This is a genomic window from Frankia sp. R43 (assembly GCF_001306465.1).
Lineage (GTDB): Bacteria > Actinomycetota > Actinomycetes > Frankiales > Frankiaceae > Parafrankia > Parafrankia irregularis.
The window spans coordinates 96799-111861 of sequence record NZ_LFCW01000010.1 but is presented as its reverse complement, the minus strand read 5'-3'; the positions used below and the strand labels follow the sequence as shown (position 1 = coordinate 111861).

Sequence of the window (15063 nt, the reverse complement as noted above, 5' to 3'; positions counted from 1 at the left end):
CGGCTGGTACCGCCGATGGCTGTGCGCGGGCTGCGGTCCGGTCGGCGCGCCGGGCCGGATCAGCCTCCGGTGTAGACCCGTGGGACTCGAGCGCCGACCCGGGTGACGATCTCGTAGTTGATGGTGCCGAGCACGCGGGCCCAGTCGTCAGAGGTCGGCTCACCGTGGTGGCCCGGTCCGAAGAGCACGACGTCGTCGCCAGCAGCCACCGGGTCGACGCCCACATCCACCACGAACTGGTCCATGCACACGGTGCCGGCGATGCGGCGGCGCCGCCCACCGATCAGAACCTCGGCCGTGTTGGTCGCCGCGCGGGGGATCCCGTCGGCATAGCCGAGGGGGATGACGGCGAGGTTGGTCTCGGAGCGCGTCGTGTACCGGTGCGCGTAGGAGACCCCTGTCCCCTCCGGGACCCGCTTCACCAGCGCGGTTGTGGCCCGAAGGGTCATCGCGGGGCGCAGCCCGAACGCCGAGGGCGGCCCGACCTCGGGCCCGGGCGACAGGCCGTACACCGACACGCCCGGGCGGACCATGTCGAAATGCGCCTCCGGGGTGATCAGCGTCGCCGCCGAGTTCGCCAGATGCCGGATCTGCGGGTTCAGGCCGGCCTTGCGCGCCACGTCCACCGCGTCACCGAACCGACCGATCTGCGACTGGACGGTCGGGTGCCCGGGATCGTCGGCGAAGGCGAAGTGGCTCCAGACCCCGACGACGTCGAGGAGCCCCTCCCCTTCCAGGGCCGCGGCCGTGTCGCACAGGTTCGGCCAGTCCTCCGCGGTGGCACCGGCGCGCCCGAGACCCGTGTCGACCTTCAGGTGCACTCGCGCGGCTATGCCGACCTGCCGCGCGGCTGCGGCAAGCTCGGCAAGTGCCCAGGTCGCCGACGCGGACAGGTCGATGTCGGCAGCGAGCCCCGCGGCCAGCCGCTCACCCGGGGCGGCCAGCCAGGAGAAGATCGGGGCGTTGATCCCGGCGGCGCGCAGGCCCAGCGCCTCCTCCAGGAACGCGGTGCCCAGCCAGCCCGCCCCGGCGTCCAGCGCCGCCCGCGCGCAGGGCACCATGCCGTGGCCGTAACCGTCCGCCTTGACCACGGCCATGGTCGTTGCGTTGCGTGCCCGGGCTACCAGCGCCGCCACCGAATCGCGAACAGCGTCAAGATCGATGGCCGCGTACGCGCGCGGCAGGTGCGACTGGCTCACGCCTCGACGCTAGCAAGCAGGTCCCCGATGGCCACTGTGAGCAGTGCCGGAATGTCGCTGGCAGCCAGCGGGCGCGGGCCCCGGCCGGCCGCGAGGCCATGCAGGTGGGCGCCCGCAGCGGCCGCCCACACCGGTGCCAGACCCGCGGCCAGCAGGGATCCGGTCAGCCCGGTGAGGACGTCGCCGGACCCGGCCGTTCCCAGCCACGGCGTGCCGGTCAGGTTGACGAACGCCTCCCCGCCGGCGCCGGCGACGATGGTTCGGTCCCCTTTGAGCAGCACCGTCGCACCAAGCTCGGCGGCTGCCCGGCGAACGGTTCCCAGCCGATCCGCGGCCAGGCGGGCCGGCACAGCGGAGGCGTCCCAACCCAGGGCGGTGGCGACCAGGCGGGCGAATTCGCCCTCGTGCGGCGTCAGGACGACCTCGTTCGTCCCGTCCTGGGCGGTTCGCTCCCGCAGCAGGGTGGGCCGGGCGGCGACAACGGCGGCGAGTGGCTCCAAAGCGCCGGCGTCGGCCAGCAGCGGGACGTCGGTGCGCTCCAGCAGCGCCGTCACGAGCCGTCCCGTGGTCTCGTCCGCCGGCAGGCCTGGCCCGATCGCCCACGCCTGGACCCTGCCCACACCGAGCGCCGCGTCGGCGTCCCCGGGCTCGATCACCGTTACCACCGCCTCGGGGTGCGCACGCAGGACGTGATCGGCGGCCCGCGCCTGCGCTGCCACCCGGAGGTAGCCCGCTCCCCCGCGCAACGCTCCACCGACGGCCAGCACGGCCGCGCCGGGATAGCGGTCGCTGCCGCCGACGAGCCCGAGGACGCCCCGGGTGTACTTCGAATCGGTGGCGAGCGGCACCGGAAGCAGCCGGGCCACGTCACCGTCCCGCAACGCGCGCAGATCGGCGGCGGGCAGCGTCAGCCCGATGTCGACCAGCTCGACCTGGCCCGTGTGCGTCGATCCGGGTCCCACCAGCAGACCACGCTTGTAGGTGCCGAAGGTGACCGTGCTGCTGGCCCGCACGGCGCCGTCGGCCACCGCGCCGGTGTCGGCGTCGACACCGCTGGGCACGTCGACGGCAACCGTGCGCGCGGTGGGTGTCAGGCGGGTGAGCGCCGCGTACGGATCGCGTAGCGCGCCCCGGCCGCCGATACCCAGCAGGCCGTCCAGCACGATGTCCGCCGAGGCGAGCAGCTCCGCGGCCCGGTCACCGCCCAGCCCGTCGGGGCTCGCACCACCGCGGGAATGGCCAGCACGCGAACCGCCGGCACACGAACCAGCACCGCCGGAACCAGCAGCACCCGAAGCGGCGGCGTCCGAACCGGCACCGCGTGCGCCGGTCTCGGGTGGACCGGTGCGGTACAGGCGGCCACCCGCGGCGAGCAGGGCCGCCGTGCCCTCGGGATGGGTCCGTCCCGGTGCCAGTGCCTGGACAACCGCGCCCCGCGCGGCGAGCCGGGCACCGGCCCACAGCGCGTCGCCACCGTTGTCGCCGCCACCGGCGAGGACGACGACCCGGGCCCCGTACACCCGGCCCAGGCGCCGGCCGACATGGGCCACCAATCCGGACACAGCCCGTTGCATGAGGGCGCCTGCGGGCAGCGTGGCAAGCAGCGGTGCCTCCGCGGCCCGCACGTCGGCGACGGTGTGCGCTTCGAGCATGGCGCCATGCTCCCGCCTCGGGCACGCCGCCTGCACGCCCGGCCCGGCCGTACGGGTGCGGCGACCCGCCCGGCGGCAGGGCAGCGGAGTCGGCGCGGGCGACCCGGCTTTCGCGGGCTGCGCTCAGGCAGCCCCGTGCTGACGGCCGTGCCAGGCCACGGTGGCTTCCCAGAGCGCGTCGGCGACGGCGTCGCTCTCGTCCGCGGCGTCGAGGAGTGTCTCGACCAGCTCGGCCCGCGGAACGCGGCTCAAGAAGACCCTGATGGCCGCGTGCACGGGATCGTCGGCGAAGAGCTCCTCCCCGTGGCCTTCCTCGTCGTCATCGTCGTCGGCCATTCCGGCCGACCCGGTGGCAACCAGGGCGACCGCCACGGCATGGCGACAGAACACCCCGCCCGCGCTGTCGGAGCACGTACAGGTCGAGCCTGGGCCATCGTCGCCAGCCACCAGGCTGACCTGCTGGTGACCGTCGTCATCGACGGTGCCCGACGCGTTGGTGGGACGGATCCGGAGCTGCTCCACCCGGCCGAGCAGAGCAAGGCTGACGCCTTCCATGAAGACGGCCGTGCCAGCCCGCTGGGCACAGGCACGTTCCTCGAAGGCGGCCTCGAGCGGGGTGACCGCACCCTCGCCGTGGCCGTCACCCTCGGAAGCCGAAATGATCATTCTCTAATCCTACGGAACCGACGCACGTGCGCGCCGGCCAGGTGGGAGACCGCCTTGCCAGGCGTCCGCTCGCGATATATCGTGAGCTTACGCGAGACAACGCGATCCAAGATCAAGGAGATCAAGATGAGTTCGTACGCGATTCCAGGATGGGAAGCCGGCTGGGAGGGTTGGCGCAGGTTCGGTGCCTCCCGGCTGATCGACGCCGCCTACCAGGCGGCCTTCACCGAAACGAACTGCGACCCCACCCGTGAGCGCCACAGCCGTATGCACGGCGGTCCCGGGCCACGCGACCGAGGTGACCGTGGCGGGCATGGTGGCCGCGGCGGCCGCGGTGGGCGAGGCGGCGCAGGCGGGCCGTTCGGTCCCGGCGGACCGGGCGGGCCCGGGGGCGGCTGGCCGTTCGGCCGCGGTTTTCCGCCCGGCCCCGGCTTCGGCCGCGGGGCACGGGTTGGCCGCGGCGACGTCCGCGAGGCCCTGCTCGCACTGCTCGCCGAGGAGCCCATGCACGGATACCAGATGATCGGCGAGCTGGCGAACCGCAGCGGTGGCATGTGGCGGCCGAGCCCCGGTTCGGTCTACCCCGTGCTGTCGATGCTCGCCGACGAGGGCCTGGTCCGCGCCGAGGAGCGGGACGGGCGCCGGGTGTTCCACCTCACCGACGCGGGCCGGGCCCACGTCGAGGCCCGTGGCGACGCGCCCAAGCCGTGGGAGACCGCGGCGGCGAGCGCCAACGACGACGTGTCCGCGCTGCGGAACCTGGCCTTCGGGGTCGGCGCGGCGGTGGTGCAGGTCGCCCAGGCCGGCGATGCCAGCCAGATCGCCGCGGCCCGGGAGCTGCTCACCGAGACCCGTCGGAACCTGTACCGCATCCTCGCCGGGGAACCGGCCGGCCCCGAGGCGGCCACGCAGACCGGCGGTGACGCGGGCGCGACCGGCACCGCACAGTCCGGCTCGACCGACGACGACGGCGACGGGAACCCGTCCGGTCGGCCCACGAAGGATCTGAGCTGACCGTTCGACGGCGTCGCCACCAGGCGCCGCCCGAAAGCTGGCTCGGTACCGGAGCGGAAACGCGAGCCCCGCGTCCGCTCCGGTACCGCAGGCACCGGGTGTGCCCCGGCCACGGCCGGGGCCCGGTCCTACTCGACCGTGACGGACTTCGCCAGGTTGCGCGGCTGGTCGACGTCCAGGCCCCGGGCAAGCGCCAGCTCGCAGGCGAAGACCTGCAGCGGCAGGGTCGTGACCAGCGGCGCGAACAGCGAGGACGTCGCCGGCACCCGGATCAGATGATCAGCGTAGGGCTCGACATCGGTGTCGCCGTCCTCGGCGATCACGATCGTGCGCGCCCCGCGGGCCCGGACCTCCTGGATGTTCGACACCACCTTGCCGTGCAGGTTCGCCCGGCCCCGGGGTGAGGGCACCACCACCACGACGGGCAGCCCGGGCTCGATGAGCGCGATGGGGCCGTGCTTCAGCTCGCCCGCCGGGAACCCCTCGGCATGCATGTAGGCCAGTTCCTTGAGCTTGAGCGCGCCCTCGAGGGCGACCGGGTAGCCGACATGGCGGCCGAGGAAGAGCACCGCCTTGGCGTCGGCCAGGCTGCGGGCCAGCTCGCGTACCGGCTCGACCGTCCCCAGGGTGCGGCGCACCAGCTCCGGCATGCGCTGCAGCCGCTCCACATAGGCCGCGACCTCGTCGCCGTACAGGACGCCCCTGGTCTGGGCCAGGAACAGACCAACGAGCAGGCAGGCCGCGACCTGCCCCAGGAACGTCTTCGTCGCCGCGACACCGACCTCGGGGCCACAGCGGGTGTACAGGACGGCGTCCGACTCCCGCGGGATCGTCGAGCCGTTGGTGTTGCAGATCGCCAGCACCCGGGCCTTCTGCTCGCGGGCGTGCTTGACCGCCATCAGGGTGTCAAGCGTCTCCCCGCTCTGGCTGATCGCGATGACCAGGGTGGACCGGTCGAGGACCGGATCCCGGTAGCGGAACTCCGAGGCCATCTCGACCTCGCACGGCAGCCGCGTCCAGTGCTCGATGGCGTACTTGGCGATCAGCCCGGCGTGGTAGGCCGTCCCGCAGGCGACGATGAAGACCTTGTCGATGTCGCGAAAGTCCTGGTCGGAGAGACGCTCTTCGTCCAGGACGATCGCGCCCTCGCTGGAAAGCCGCCCGCGCAGGGTGTCAGCGAGCGCCTCGGGCTGCTCGCTGATCTCCTTGAGCATGAAGTATGGGAAGCCGCCCTTCTCCGCCGCGCTCGCGTCCCAGTCGACGTGATACCGACGGCCCTCGACCGGGGTGCCGTCGAAGTCGTAGACGGTCACACCATCTGGACGGGCCTCGACGACCTGGTCCTGGCCGATCTCCAGCGCCTCCCGGGTGTGCGCGATGAACGCGGAGACATCGCTGGCCAGGAAGGCCTCCCCGACACCGAGACCGACGACGAGGGGGCTGTTACGGCGCGCCCCGACCACCACGCCGGGATGGTCCTGATGCAGGACGACCAACGTGAAGGCGCCCTTCAGCCGGCGGCACACCACCCGCAGGGCCTCGGTGACCGGGTGCGCCGACGCGACCCGCTGCCCGGACCCCGACGACACCGACGCCGACACCGGCGACACCGATGACGCCGCGGGGCCCGCGGCGGCCGCACGAGCGATCTCGATCTCCAGCAGATGTGCGACGACCTCGGTGTCGGTCTCGCTGCTCAGCTCATGGCCCGCGGCCTCGAGTTCCGCTCGCAGTTCGGCGAAGTTCTCGATGATCCCGTTGTGGATCACGGCGACCGCACCGGTGCAGTCGGTGTGGGGGTGCGCGTTCACGTCGGTGGGACCGCCATGGGTCGCCCACCGGGTGTGCCCCATGCCCGTCGTGCCGGGCATCTGCTCGCCGCTCTCGTCGAGGACCTTCTCCAGATTCGCCAGCCGGCCGGCGCGGCGCGCGGTTCGCAGCACCCCACCGCCGACGACGGCGACGCCCGCCGAGTCGTAGCCGCGGTATTCCAACCGGCGCAGTCCGCTCAGCACGACCTCAAGGGCCGGCTGCTCACCGACGTACCCAATGATCCCGCACATGTTGCTCAGCGTACGCAGTCCGGTCCGGGTACCGCGCATAGACCACTGGGACACCGCGGATGTCGGACGGAAGCCGCGCGCGTCCCGTCACAGCGGGTTGGCGCATCCGCCGCATGGAAGATCCCCGTCACTCGTGCCGGCCGACGCAGGACGGGCGACTTCAGGGACGCAGGACGGGCCAGTTCAGCGCAGGGCACGCTGGACGACATCCGCGAGCCGGTCCGCGAGCGAACGGGCGAGCTGGTCGGTCGGCGCCTCGACCATCACCCGGACCAGCGGCTCGGTGCCCGACGGGCGCAGCAGCACCCGCCCGCTGCCCCCGAGCTCCGCCTCCGCCTCCGCCACCGCGGCGCGCAGCTCCTCCGACGTCCCGGCCCGCGACCGGTCGACCCCGCGAACGTTCACGAGGACCTGCGGCAGCCTGGTCATCACCTTCGCCAGCTCGTCGAGCGGCTGGCCCTTCTCCGCCATCCGGCCGAGAACCTGCAGGGCGGTCAACAGCCCGTCGCCGGTACCGGCGTGTCGCAGGAAGACGACATGGCCGCTCTGCTCGCCACCCAGCGAATAGGAGCCCGACCGCATCGCCTCGAGCACGTAGCGGTCCCCGACCGGGGTGGTGACCACGTTGATTCCGGCCTCGCGCATCGCGTGGTGGAACCCGAGGTTGGACATGATGGTGACGACCACGGTGCCGTTACCCAGCTCACCGCGCTCGGCGAGCGCCACGGCACAGATGGCCAGGATCTGGTCACCGTCGACGATCTCGCCCAGCGCGTCGACGGCCAGGCAGCGGTCGGCGTCACCGTCGTGGGCGATACCCACGTCCGCGCCGTGCAGGCGGACGGCGTCGCGCAGGCTGTCCAGATGGGTCGCGCCGGAGCGGTCGTTGATGCGCAGGCCGTCGCCGTCCGCGTGCAGGGCGATCACGTCAGCTCCGGCGGCCCGCAGCACCCGGGGCGCGAGGTCGGAGGCGGCGCCCTGGGCGCAGTCCACCACGACCTTCAGGCCCTGCAGGCTGCCCGGCCCGGCTGGCAGGCTCGCGAGCAGGTGGTCGACATAGCCGTTCACGAGCGTGACGTCGTCACGGACCCGACCGACCTCTGCTCCCACCGGGCGGCGGGTGAGCGGGCCGGCCATCCGCCGTTCGATCGCGTCCTCGACCTCGTCGGGCAGTTTGAGGCCCCCGGCGGCGAAGAGCTTGATCCCGTTGTCGGGCATCGGGTTGTGGCTCGCGGACAGCATCACGCCGAGATCGGCGCCCGTCTGCGCGACCACATAGGAGACCACCGGGGTCGGCACCACGCCGATCCGCACGACGTCGGCACCGGAGCTGGCCAGACCGGCCACAACCGCCGCCTCGAGAAACTCGCCGGATGGGCGGGTGTCCCGGCCGACGATGACGACAGGGCGGTGGTCCGCCGACGAGGCGGCCCGGGCCACCGGTACGCCGTCCACCGGACGCTGCGGGGAGGCGTCCCGCGCGGCGACCTCCTCAACCGCGGCCGAAGCAAGCTCAAGTGCCTGCTGAGCCGTCAGGTCCGCGTTGGCGACGCCACGGACGCCATCGGTACCGAAAAGCCTCGCCATTGAGGCCTCCCCTGAAGTTGCAACGGCACCGGCGGGCGCTGTCGGCACACCGCGCGGAGATCGGCAAAGGACAGATCCGCAAAGGACAATCTCACGCCTACGGCCCGGCAGGATGCACCTGCCGGGCCGGGACACCGACCCGGGCTGTGAGGACCACGGGCCGGTGCTGCGTCAGCGCTTGCTGTACTGAGGCGCCTTACGGGCCTTCTTGAGGCCGTACTTCTTGCGCTCCTTGATCCGGGCATCCCGGGTCAGGAAGCCGGCCTTCTTGAGCGCCGGGCGGGACTCCTCATCGGCGACGATCAGCGCCCGGGCGATGGCCAGGCGCAGCGCGCCCGCCTGCCCCGACACGCCGCCGCCGTGCAGGATGGCCACCACGTCGAAGGACTCGGCCCGCTCCAGGATCTTCAGCGGCTCGTTCACGAGCTGCTGGTGGACCTTGTTCGGGAAGTACTCCTCGAGCGTGCGCCCGTTGAGGCTCCAGTTGCCCGTCCCCGGGAGCAGCCGCACCCGGACGACGGCTTCCTTGCGCCGCCCGGTGGCGCGGGGGTTACCCTGGGCGTCGGTCACGACAGCCACGTCGCGTTCCTTCCTTGTCTGAAACCAGAACCGCGACTACTGCGCGACCTGCTTGATCTCGTAGGGGACCGGCTGCTGGGCCTGGTGCGGGTGCGTCGGCCCCGCGTAGACCTTCAGCTTGCTGCCCTGCGCACGACCGAGGCGGTTGTGCGGCAGCATCCCACGGATCGCCCGCTCGACGATCACGTGCGGGCGCGTGTCGAGCAGCTCGCCGTAGGAGGTGCTGCGCAGACCGCCCGGGAAGCCCGAGTGCCGGTGGTACTGGGCCTGCTCGCGCTTGTTGCCGGTCATCGCGACCTTGCCGGCGTTGATGACGACGACGAAGTCACCGGTGTCGATGTGCGGGGCGAAGTACGGCTTGTTCTTGCCGCGCAGGAGCTGGGCAGCCTGGCTGGCCAGCCGACCGAGCACGACGTCGGTGGCATCGATGACGTGCCACGCGCGCTGTACGTCCGCGGGCTTGGGCTGGTACGTGCGCACAGGTCTGCCTTCTCGTTCGGACGATCTCGCGGGGAGATCGTCGGGGTGTCGCCAGCTTGTGCTCCGCGGGGCGCGAAACACCGCGGAGCGAGGTGCACTGCCAGAAGTATGGGCTGACCTCAGCACCATGAGTCCATCAGCATGGAGTTAATCAGCACGCAGTTGAGCATGACCTGATCGACCGGGCTGATCCGCACGAGGCTGGAGGTCCGCAGCAGTCTTTGAGGTTACCAGGCGATCGGTCGTACCGGACCGCAGGCCCCCTCGACAACGCATGCGAGGGCACCGCGGCCGCACACATCTTCCGAGCAGCGCCCCGACATGGGCATATGCCGCGTTCGGATATTCTCACCCGATCCAGCCGGACGCGTCTGAACCGCGCGCGAGGGTCGAGAACTGCTCCGCAGCCGAGGCCCGACCCGTCACGACAGCGACGACGACATCGGGACGCCTCGCCGGCTGCGGGCCTGGGGGGATCAGTGAGGAGGGCACATGCCACCCGAACCCGCGGACAACGACTCGTTCACAGTGGCCGGCGGCCCGCCCTACCCGGGACCCACGCCACAGACGGCTCCTGTGCCCGGCCCGGGCCCGTCGGATCCCGGCTCGCCCGTTCCGTTCGGCTCGCCCGTTCCGTTCGACCTGTCCGGGCAGCCCGGCCAGTCCGGGCCTGACGACGGCGCGCCGCCGACCGGCGGCTGGACCCCACCGGTCGATGACCCGCTGTTCGGTCCCATGCCGACCTACGCGACCGGGGCCTATCCCCTCGCCGGCCAGCAGCAGGGGGGCTACCCGGTCGCCGCGTATCCGCCCGCGGGCGCCCGGCCCGACCAGGTCGCAGCGGGCTGGCCGGGCGCGGAGCCCTCCTCCGGCGGCATCCGGATCGGGCCGCCGACCGGCGGCCAGCCGGTGGCCGGCGGCGCGGGCCCTGAGCAGACGACGGGCTACTCCTTCCATCTCCGGGCCGCGACCAGCCCGCTGCCGACGCTGCCAGAGCGTCCCGCGACTCCTGACGGTGCGACCACCGCGGACCTGTCACCCGCCGCCGGGCGGCCGGCCAGTGCGGACGAGGCCTTCGACGGGCCGGAATCGGAGCACCCGACCGGCCCACTCGCCATCCCCGCGGCCACGCCCTACCCCGAGGACGAACCGCGCCCGCGCCCGCGCCCCCACAGCGCCGGCGGCGGCGAGGCACCCGTGGCGGACGGCCGCGGCGACGCCTCAGGGCGGGCCAGGCCAGCCCGCCTGCAGGTCGCGCTGAGCCGCCAGCGGGCCGCCCAGTACGACCAGCACGGCCCGAACGGCCCGAACGCGCGGGACGACGAGGAAGAACCCGAGGAGCCGTCGGAGGCGGCCGGCCGATTCCGGATCCCGGCGGAGTACGCGCCGACGCGGCGGCGCCCCCGCGCTCTGGTCGCCGTGGCGACCGCAGTCGTGCTCACCCTCGTCGCCGCGGTCGCGGTGGTCATGCTGACCAGGGGCGACACCTCGGCCACCGAGGACCCCCGGCCCGCGCCCCCGACCGTCGACCCGAACTTCATCAACAGCGCCAGCTCCGACTCCCGGCCGGTGGGTTCGAACGAGTTCTTCCCGGACAAGGAGGTCACCGTCCAGGGGCGGACGTACACCCGAATCGCCGGCAGTGTCGTCGACGGCTGCCCGGACCTGACCGGAGAGCTCACCACCGCGCTCAAGGACGGCAGGTGCACCCAACTCGTCCGGGCGCTGTACCTGAGCACGCCGGCGGCCGGCGAGAAGCAGGTGCTCGCGGGGATGTCCGTGTTCGTGCTGGACGAGCAGAGCACCGCGCAGTCCTCGGCCACCATCGCGGCTGAGCGCAGGGGCGGCGTCGCGCCGCTGCCGATCCCGGAGGGTTCGGTGCGCGACGCGCGGATCACCGGCCCGAACGGGGACAACTCGTGGCGCGCCGCGATCGCGAGTGGCCACTACATGATCCTCACCCAGCTCGCCTATGTCGACGGCAGCCAGGGCGCGGCCGACGACGTTCCGCTGCGCAGCGCCATCACCGATCTGGGCCTGATCGCCAAGGAGCCCATCGCCCAGCGCATGGTCACCGGCAGCGCGGGCAGCAGCGGCGCCGGCAGCAGCAGTGGCGCCGGAGGCACTGCCCCGACCGGGACCGTGTCACCCACGCCGGCTCCGACAGCGAGCGCCAGCGCCCGCTGAGCGGCCCGTGCCAGCCAGGCGGCGCGCAGCCCCGGCAGCCCTGCCGGGGCGCGCCCGGCAACATGCAGGTGTCAGCCCGACGCGGACGTCGGGACGCGCACCGCTCGGGTCACCTGGGCCCGGGCGGCGAGCAGAGCGTCCGGCGGGTACCTGACCTCGACCAGTGTCAGGCCGTGGGCGGGCAGCACCGTGACCCCGGAATCACGCACGCCCCGGCCGAGCACGGCGGCCGCCCACTCCGGTCGGTGGCGGCCTTCTCCAACCGCCACGAGCGCCCCGACCAGCGCGCGCACCATCGAGTGGCAGAACGCGTCCGCCTCGACATCGGCCTGGATGACGCCCTCCACTCGGGAGACATCCAGGCGCAGCAGGGTCCGCACCGTCGTCGCACCCTCCCGTCGTCGACAGAACGCGGCGAAGTCGTGCTCCCCCAGCAGCAGCAACGCGGCCTCGGCCATCGCGGGGACGTCCAGCGGGCGCGGCGTGGCCAGAGTGTCGAACCGACGCAGCGGATCCGCCCCGAACGGCGCGTCGGTGATCCGGTAGACGTACCGGCGGGACAACGCGGAGAACCGGGCGTCGAAGCCCGGCGGGGCGGGAGCGAGACCCTTCACCCGGACGGCGCGGTCGAGCACGCCGTTGAGCCTGCGGGCGAGCCCGCCGACGGGAGTGCCCGCGGGAAGGTCGACGTGCGCCACCTGGCCGATCGCGTGCACACCGGAGTCGGTGCGGCCCGCGACCGTGAGCCGGACCGCTGGCAGCCTCGCCACCCGCATCAGCGCGTCCTCGACGTCGCCCTGCACGGTGCGCTGACCCGGCTGGCGCGCCCAGCCGGCGAAGGGCGTGCCGTCGTAGGCGAGGTCCAGCCGTAGTCGGAGCAGTCCGTCGGCCGGGTTCATGAGCGGGCCTCCCCCCTGTGCAACCGTCGGGAGCATCGTCGCGGACTTCTGGCTCACAGAGCTCCCTCAGGAGCTCCACCAGCGGCAGAGCAGAAGCCCGCCGCCCCATGGGCGACGGGCTTCTGCTGTTACGAACGAACCTGCGCTGCGCGCTCAGCTCTCCGGCTTCGCGTCGCCCTGCGTCTCGGAGGACACGGCCTCGGGTGCGGTGTCGGCGGCCTGTGCCTCGGCCGCGACCGCCGCGGCGGTCGGCGACTCGTTCTTCAGGTCGTCGGCCGCCTCGGCGGTCGCACCGGTCGGCGCCTTGCGGGCCGCGAACCGGGTACCGCGGGCGCGCTCGGCCTCCGCGACCGCCGACTGGCCGACGGTCAGCGCCTCGACCAGTTCGATGCGCGCCATCGGAGCGGCGTCGCCACGGCGCGGGCCCAGCTTCACGATGCGGGTGTAGCCACCGTTGCGGTCCGCGTAGCGCGGGCCGATCTCCGTGAAGAGGGTGTGGACGACCGAGTTGTTCCGGACGACCCGCATGACCCTGCGCCGTGCGTGCAGGTCACCGCGCTTCGCGTGGGTGACCAGGCGCTCGGCGTAGGGACGCAGCCGGCGCGCCTTGGCCTCAGTGGTCGTGATGCCACCGTGCTCGAACAGCGCGGTGGCGAGGTTGGCCAGCAGCAGCCGCTCATGTGCGGGACTACCGCCGAGCCGGGCGCCCTTGGTTGGCGTGGGCATGATGGGTGCTCCTCGTTCCTTTCGCTGTTCTCCGGGCGCCGCCGGGAAGCACGGCTGGGCTCCCGGTCGACGTACGCCCGGGGCTCCGACCGAATCGGGGCCCCGGGGCGCACGGTCGGATCAGTACTGTTCGGTCTCGACGAACTCGCGACCGTCGTCGGACGGGTCGGAGAACGACGGGTTGTACGTGTCGGTGCCGTAGGTGTCGACCGCCTGACGCGGGTCGAACCCGGGCGGGGAGTCCTTGAGCTGCAGGCCCATGGCACCCAGCTTCGTCTTCACCTCGTCGATCGACTTCTGCCCGAAGTTGCGGATGTCGAGCAGATCCGCCTCGCTGCGGGACACCAGCTCACCGATGGTGTGGATGCCCTCGCGCTTGAGGCAGTTGTAGGAGCGGACGGTCAGGTCCATCTCCTCGATCGGCAGCGCCAGGTCGGCGGCCAGGGCGGCGTCCGCCGCGGACGGGCCGATGTCGACGCCCTCCGCCTCGGCGTTGAGCTCCTGAGCCAGCCCGAACAGGCCGACGAGGGTCTTACCGGCGCTGGCCATCGCATCCCGCGGCGAGATCGACTGCTTGGTCTCGACGTCGACGATGAGCCGGTCGAAGTCCGTGCGCTGCTCGACACGGGTCGCCTCGACCTTGTAGGTGACCTTCAGCACCGGCGAGTAGATCGAGTCGATCGGAATGCGCCCGATCTCCTGGCCAGGCTGCTTGTTCTGCGCGGCGCTGACATAGCCACGGCCCCGCTCGACGGTCAGCTCGATCTCGAGCTTGCCCTTGTCGTTGAGGGTGGCCAGGTGCAGGTCGGGGTTGTGCACCTCGACGCCGGCCGGCGGGGCGATGTCCGCCGCGGTGACGTCACCGGGGCCCTGCTTGCGCAGGTACATCACCGTCGGCTCGTCGTTGTCGGAGCTGACGACCAGTTCCTTCAGGTTCAGGATCAGGTCGGTGACGTCCTCCTTCACCCCGGGGACCGTCGAGAACTCGTGGAGGACACCGTCCACCCGGATGCTCGTCACGGAGGCGCCCGGGATCGAGGACAGCAGCGTGCGGCGCAGCGAGTTCCCGAGGGTGTAGCCGAAGCCCGGCTCCAGAGGCTCGATCACGAAACGTGACCGGAACTCCGTGATCGGATCCTCGACGAGGGTGGGACGCTGAGCGATCAGCATGAGATCTTCCTTCCGGACACGGCGACCGCCATATGACGCCGTGGAAGCCCCCAACGGGGGTTGACACAGGGACATCGGTCCATCCCCGTGCCTGTCAACAGTACGCCCGGTCGCCAACAGGCCGGGACAAGCCCCCGGACCGGGTGCCGACGCGAATCCGGCGCCGGCACAGGGCCGGCGCCGGATCTCACGACTACTTCGAGTAAAGCTCGACGATCAGCTGCTCCTGCACCTGGGTGTCGATCACCTGGCGCGCGGGCAGCGAGTGGACGAGCAGCCGCATCTGGCTCGGGATGGCCTCGATCCACGGCGGGACGGTACGCCCGGTCCCCGCGGTCTCACGGGCCACGATGAACGGCGTGAGCTCACGCGACTTCGGCGCGATCTCAACGATGTCGTTCTCGGTGACCCGGTAGCTCGGGATGTCGACCTTGCGCCCGTTGACCTGCACGTGACCGTGCCGGACAGCCTGGCGCGCGGCGTCGCGGGACGGCGCGAAGCCACCCCGGTAAACCACGTTGTCGAGCCGGGACTCGAGGATCTTCAGCAGCTCGTCACCGGTCTTGCCGGCACGGCGGTTCGCCTCGTCGTAGTAGCCCCGGAACTGCTTCTCCAGGACGCCGTAGATGCGCGCGCACTTCTGCTTCTCGCGCTTCTGGAGCAGGTACTCGGAGTCCTTGGTGCGCCCGCGGCCGTGCTCGCCCGGCGGGTACGGCCGGATCTCGATCGGGCACTTCGGGGTCTCGCACTTGCTGCCCTTGAGGAACAGCTTCGTCTTCTCGCGGCGGCAACGCTTGCAGTCCGCGCCGGTGTAACGGGCCATGCTCGTCCTTCTCTCTCG

General features: G+C 72.2%; 13 protein-coding genes. 2 read left to right on the top strand and 11 right to left on the bottom strand.

Annotated elements, in window-relative coordinates; all coding sequences use genetic code 11:
* Positions 1 to 59 precede the first annotated feature (59 nt).
* The 3 genes from alr to ACG83_RS34490 form a co-directional block, all read right to left on the bottom strand.
* Positions 60 to 1199 carry an alanine racemase gene (gene alr, locus ACG83_RS34500; RefSeq protein ID WP_054570450.1) on the bottom strand — a complete coding sequence of 380 codons (1140 nt, stop codon included), beginning with the start codon at positions 1197 to 1199 and terminating at the stop codon, positions 60 to 62.
* On the bottom strand, positions 1196 to 2851 hold the full coding sequence (locus tag ACG83_RS34495) for an NAD(P)H-hydrate dehydratase (RefSeq protein ID WP_054570449.1): 1656 nt from the start codon (positions 2849 to 2851) through the stop codon (positions 1196 to 1198). Before ACG83_RS34495 ends, alr begins: the two co-directional genes overlap by 4 nt.
* Positions 2852 to 2974: 123 nt before the next feature.
* Entirely contained in the window at positions 2975 to 3517 is a 543-nt protein-coding gene (locus tag ACG83_RS34490) for an SWIM zinc finger domain-containing protein (RefSeq protein ID WP_054570448.1), read from the bottom strand.
* 126 nt (positions 3518 to 3643) lie between these two features.
* Here ACG83_RS34490 and ACG83_RS34485 point away from each other — a divergent pair, with 126 nt between their 5' ends.
* Positions 3644 to 4531 (top strand): PadR family transcriptional regulator, encoded by an 888-nt coding sequence (locus ACG83_RS34485; protein WP_054570447.1) that lies wholly within the window; start codon positions 3644 to 3646, stop codon positions 4529 to 4531.
* A gap of 128 nt (positions 4532 to 4659) precedes the next feature.
* On the opposite strand, the gene glmS is transcribed toward ACG83_RS34485, so the two are convergent.
* The 4 genes from glmS to rplM form a co-directional block, all read right to left on the bottom strand.
* Positions 4660 to 6594, bottom strand: a complete 1935-nt coding sequence (gene glmS, locus ACG83_RS34480; RefSeq protein ID WP_054570659.1) for a glutamine--fructose-6-phosphate transaminase (isomerizing) — start codon at positions 6592 to 6594, stop codon at positions 4660 to 4662.
* A gap of 183 nt (positions 6595 to 6777) precedes the next feature.
* Positions 6778 to 8181, bottom strand: coding sequence for a phosphoglucosamine mutase (gene glmM / locus ACG83_RS34475; RefSeq protein WP_054570446.1), 1404 nt, complete (start codon positions 8179 to 8181; stop codon positions 6778 to 6780).
* Between the two features lie 171 nt (positions 8182 to 8352).
* Positions 8353 to 8760 carry a 30S ribosomal protein S9 gene (rpsI, locus tag ACG83_RS34470; RefSeq protein ID WP_006541567.1) on the bottom strand — a complete coding sequence of 136 codons (408 nt, stop codon included), beginning with the start codon at positions 8758 to 8760 and terminating at the stop codon, positions 8353 to 8355.
* A gap of 36 nt (positions 8761 to 8796) precedes the next feature.
* Positions 8797 to 9240 (bottom strand): 50S ribosomal protein L13, encoded by a 444-nt coding sequence (rplM, locus tag ACG83_RS34465; RefSeq protein WP_054570445.1) that lies wholly within the window; start codon positions 9238 to 9240, stop codon positions 8797 to 8799.
* Positions 9241 to 9732: 492 nt separating this feature from the next.
* On the opposite strand from rplM, the gene ACG83_RS34460 reads away from it, so the two are divergent.
* The gene (locus ACG83_RS34460) at positions 9733 to 11427 is read left to right on the top strand and encodes a hypothetical protein (RefSeq protein ID WP_054570444.1); all 1695 of its coding nucleotides are present in this window, start codon (positions 9733 to 9735) and stop codon (positions 11425 to 11427) included.
* A 71-nt stretch (positions 11428 to 11498) separates the two neighbouring features.
* Here the strand turns inward: ACG83_RS34460 and truA are convergent, their stop codons facing one another.
* From truA to rpsD, 4 genes are all read right to left on the bottom strand, one after another.
* Positions 11499 to 12326 carry a tRNA pseudouridine(38-40) synthase TruA gene (gene truA, locus ACG83_RS34455; protein ID WP_054570443.1) on the bottom strand — a complete coding sequence of 276 codons (828 nt, stop codon included), beginning with the start codon at positions 12324 to 12326 and terminating at the stop codon, positions 11499 to 11501.
* A 153-nt stretch (positions 12327 to 12479) separates the two neighbouring features.
* On the bottom strand, positions 12480 to 13052 hold the full coding sequence (gene rplQ / locus ACG83_RS34450; RefSeq protein WP_054570442.1) for a 50S ribosomal protein L17: 573 nt from the start codon (positions 13050 to 13052) through the stop codon (positions 12480 to 12482).
* Between the two features lie 120 nt (positions 13053 to 13172).
* Entirely contained in the window at positions 13173 to 14222 is a 1050-nt protein-coding gene (locus ACG83_RS34445) for a DNA-directed RNA polymerase subunit alpha (protein WP_006541562.1), read from the bottom strand.
* A 193-nt stretch (positions 14223 to 14415) separates the two neighbouring features.
* Positions 14416 to 15045 (bottom strand): 30S ribosomal protein S4, encoded by a 630-nt coding sequence (gene rpsD / locus ACG83_RS34440; RefSeq protein ID WP_006541561.1) that lies wholly within the window; start codon positions 15043 to 15045, stop codon positions 14416 to 14418.
* Between the last annotated feature and the right edge of the window lie 18 nt (positions 15046 to 15063).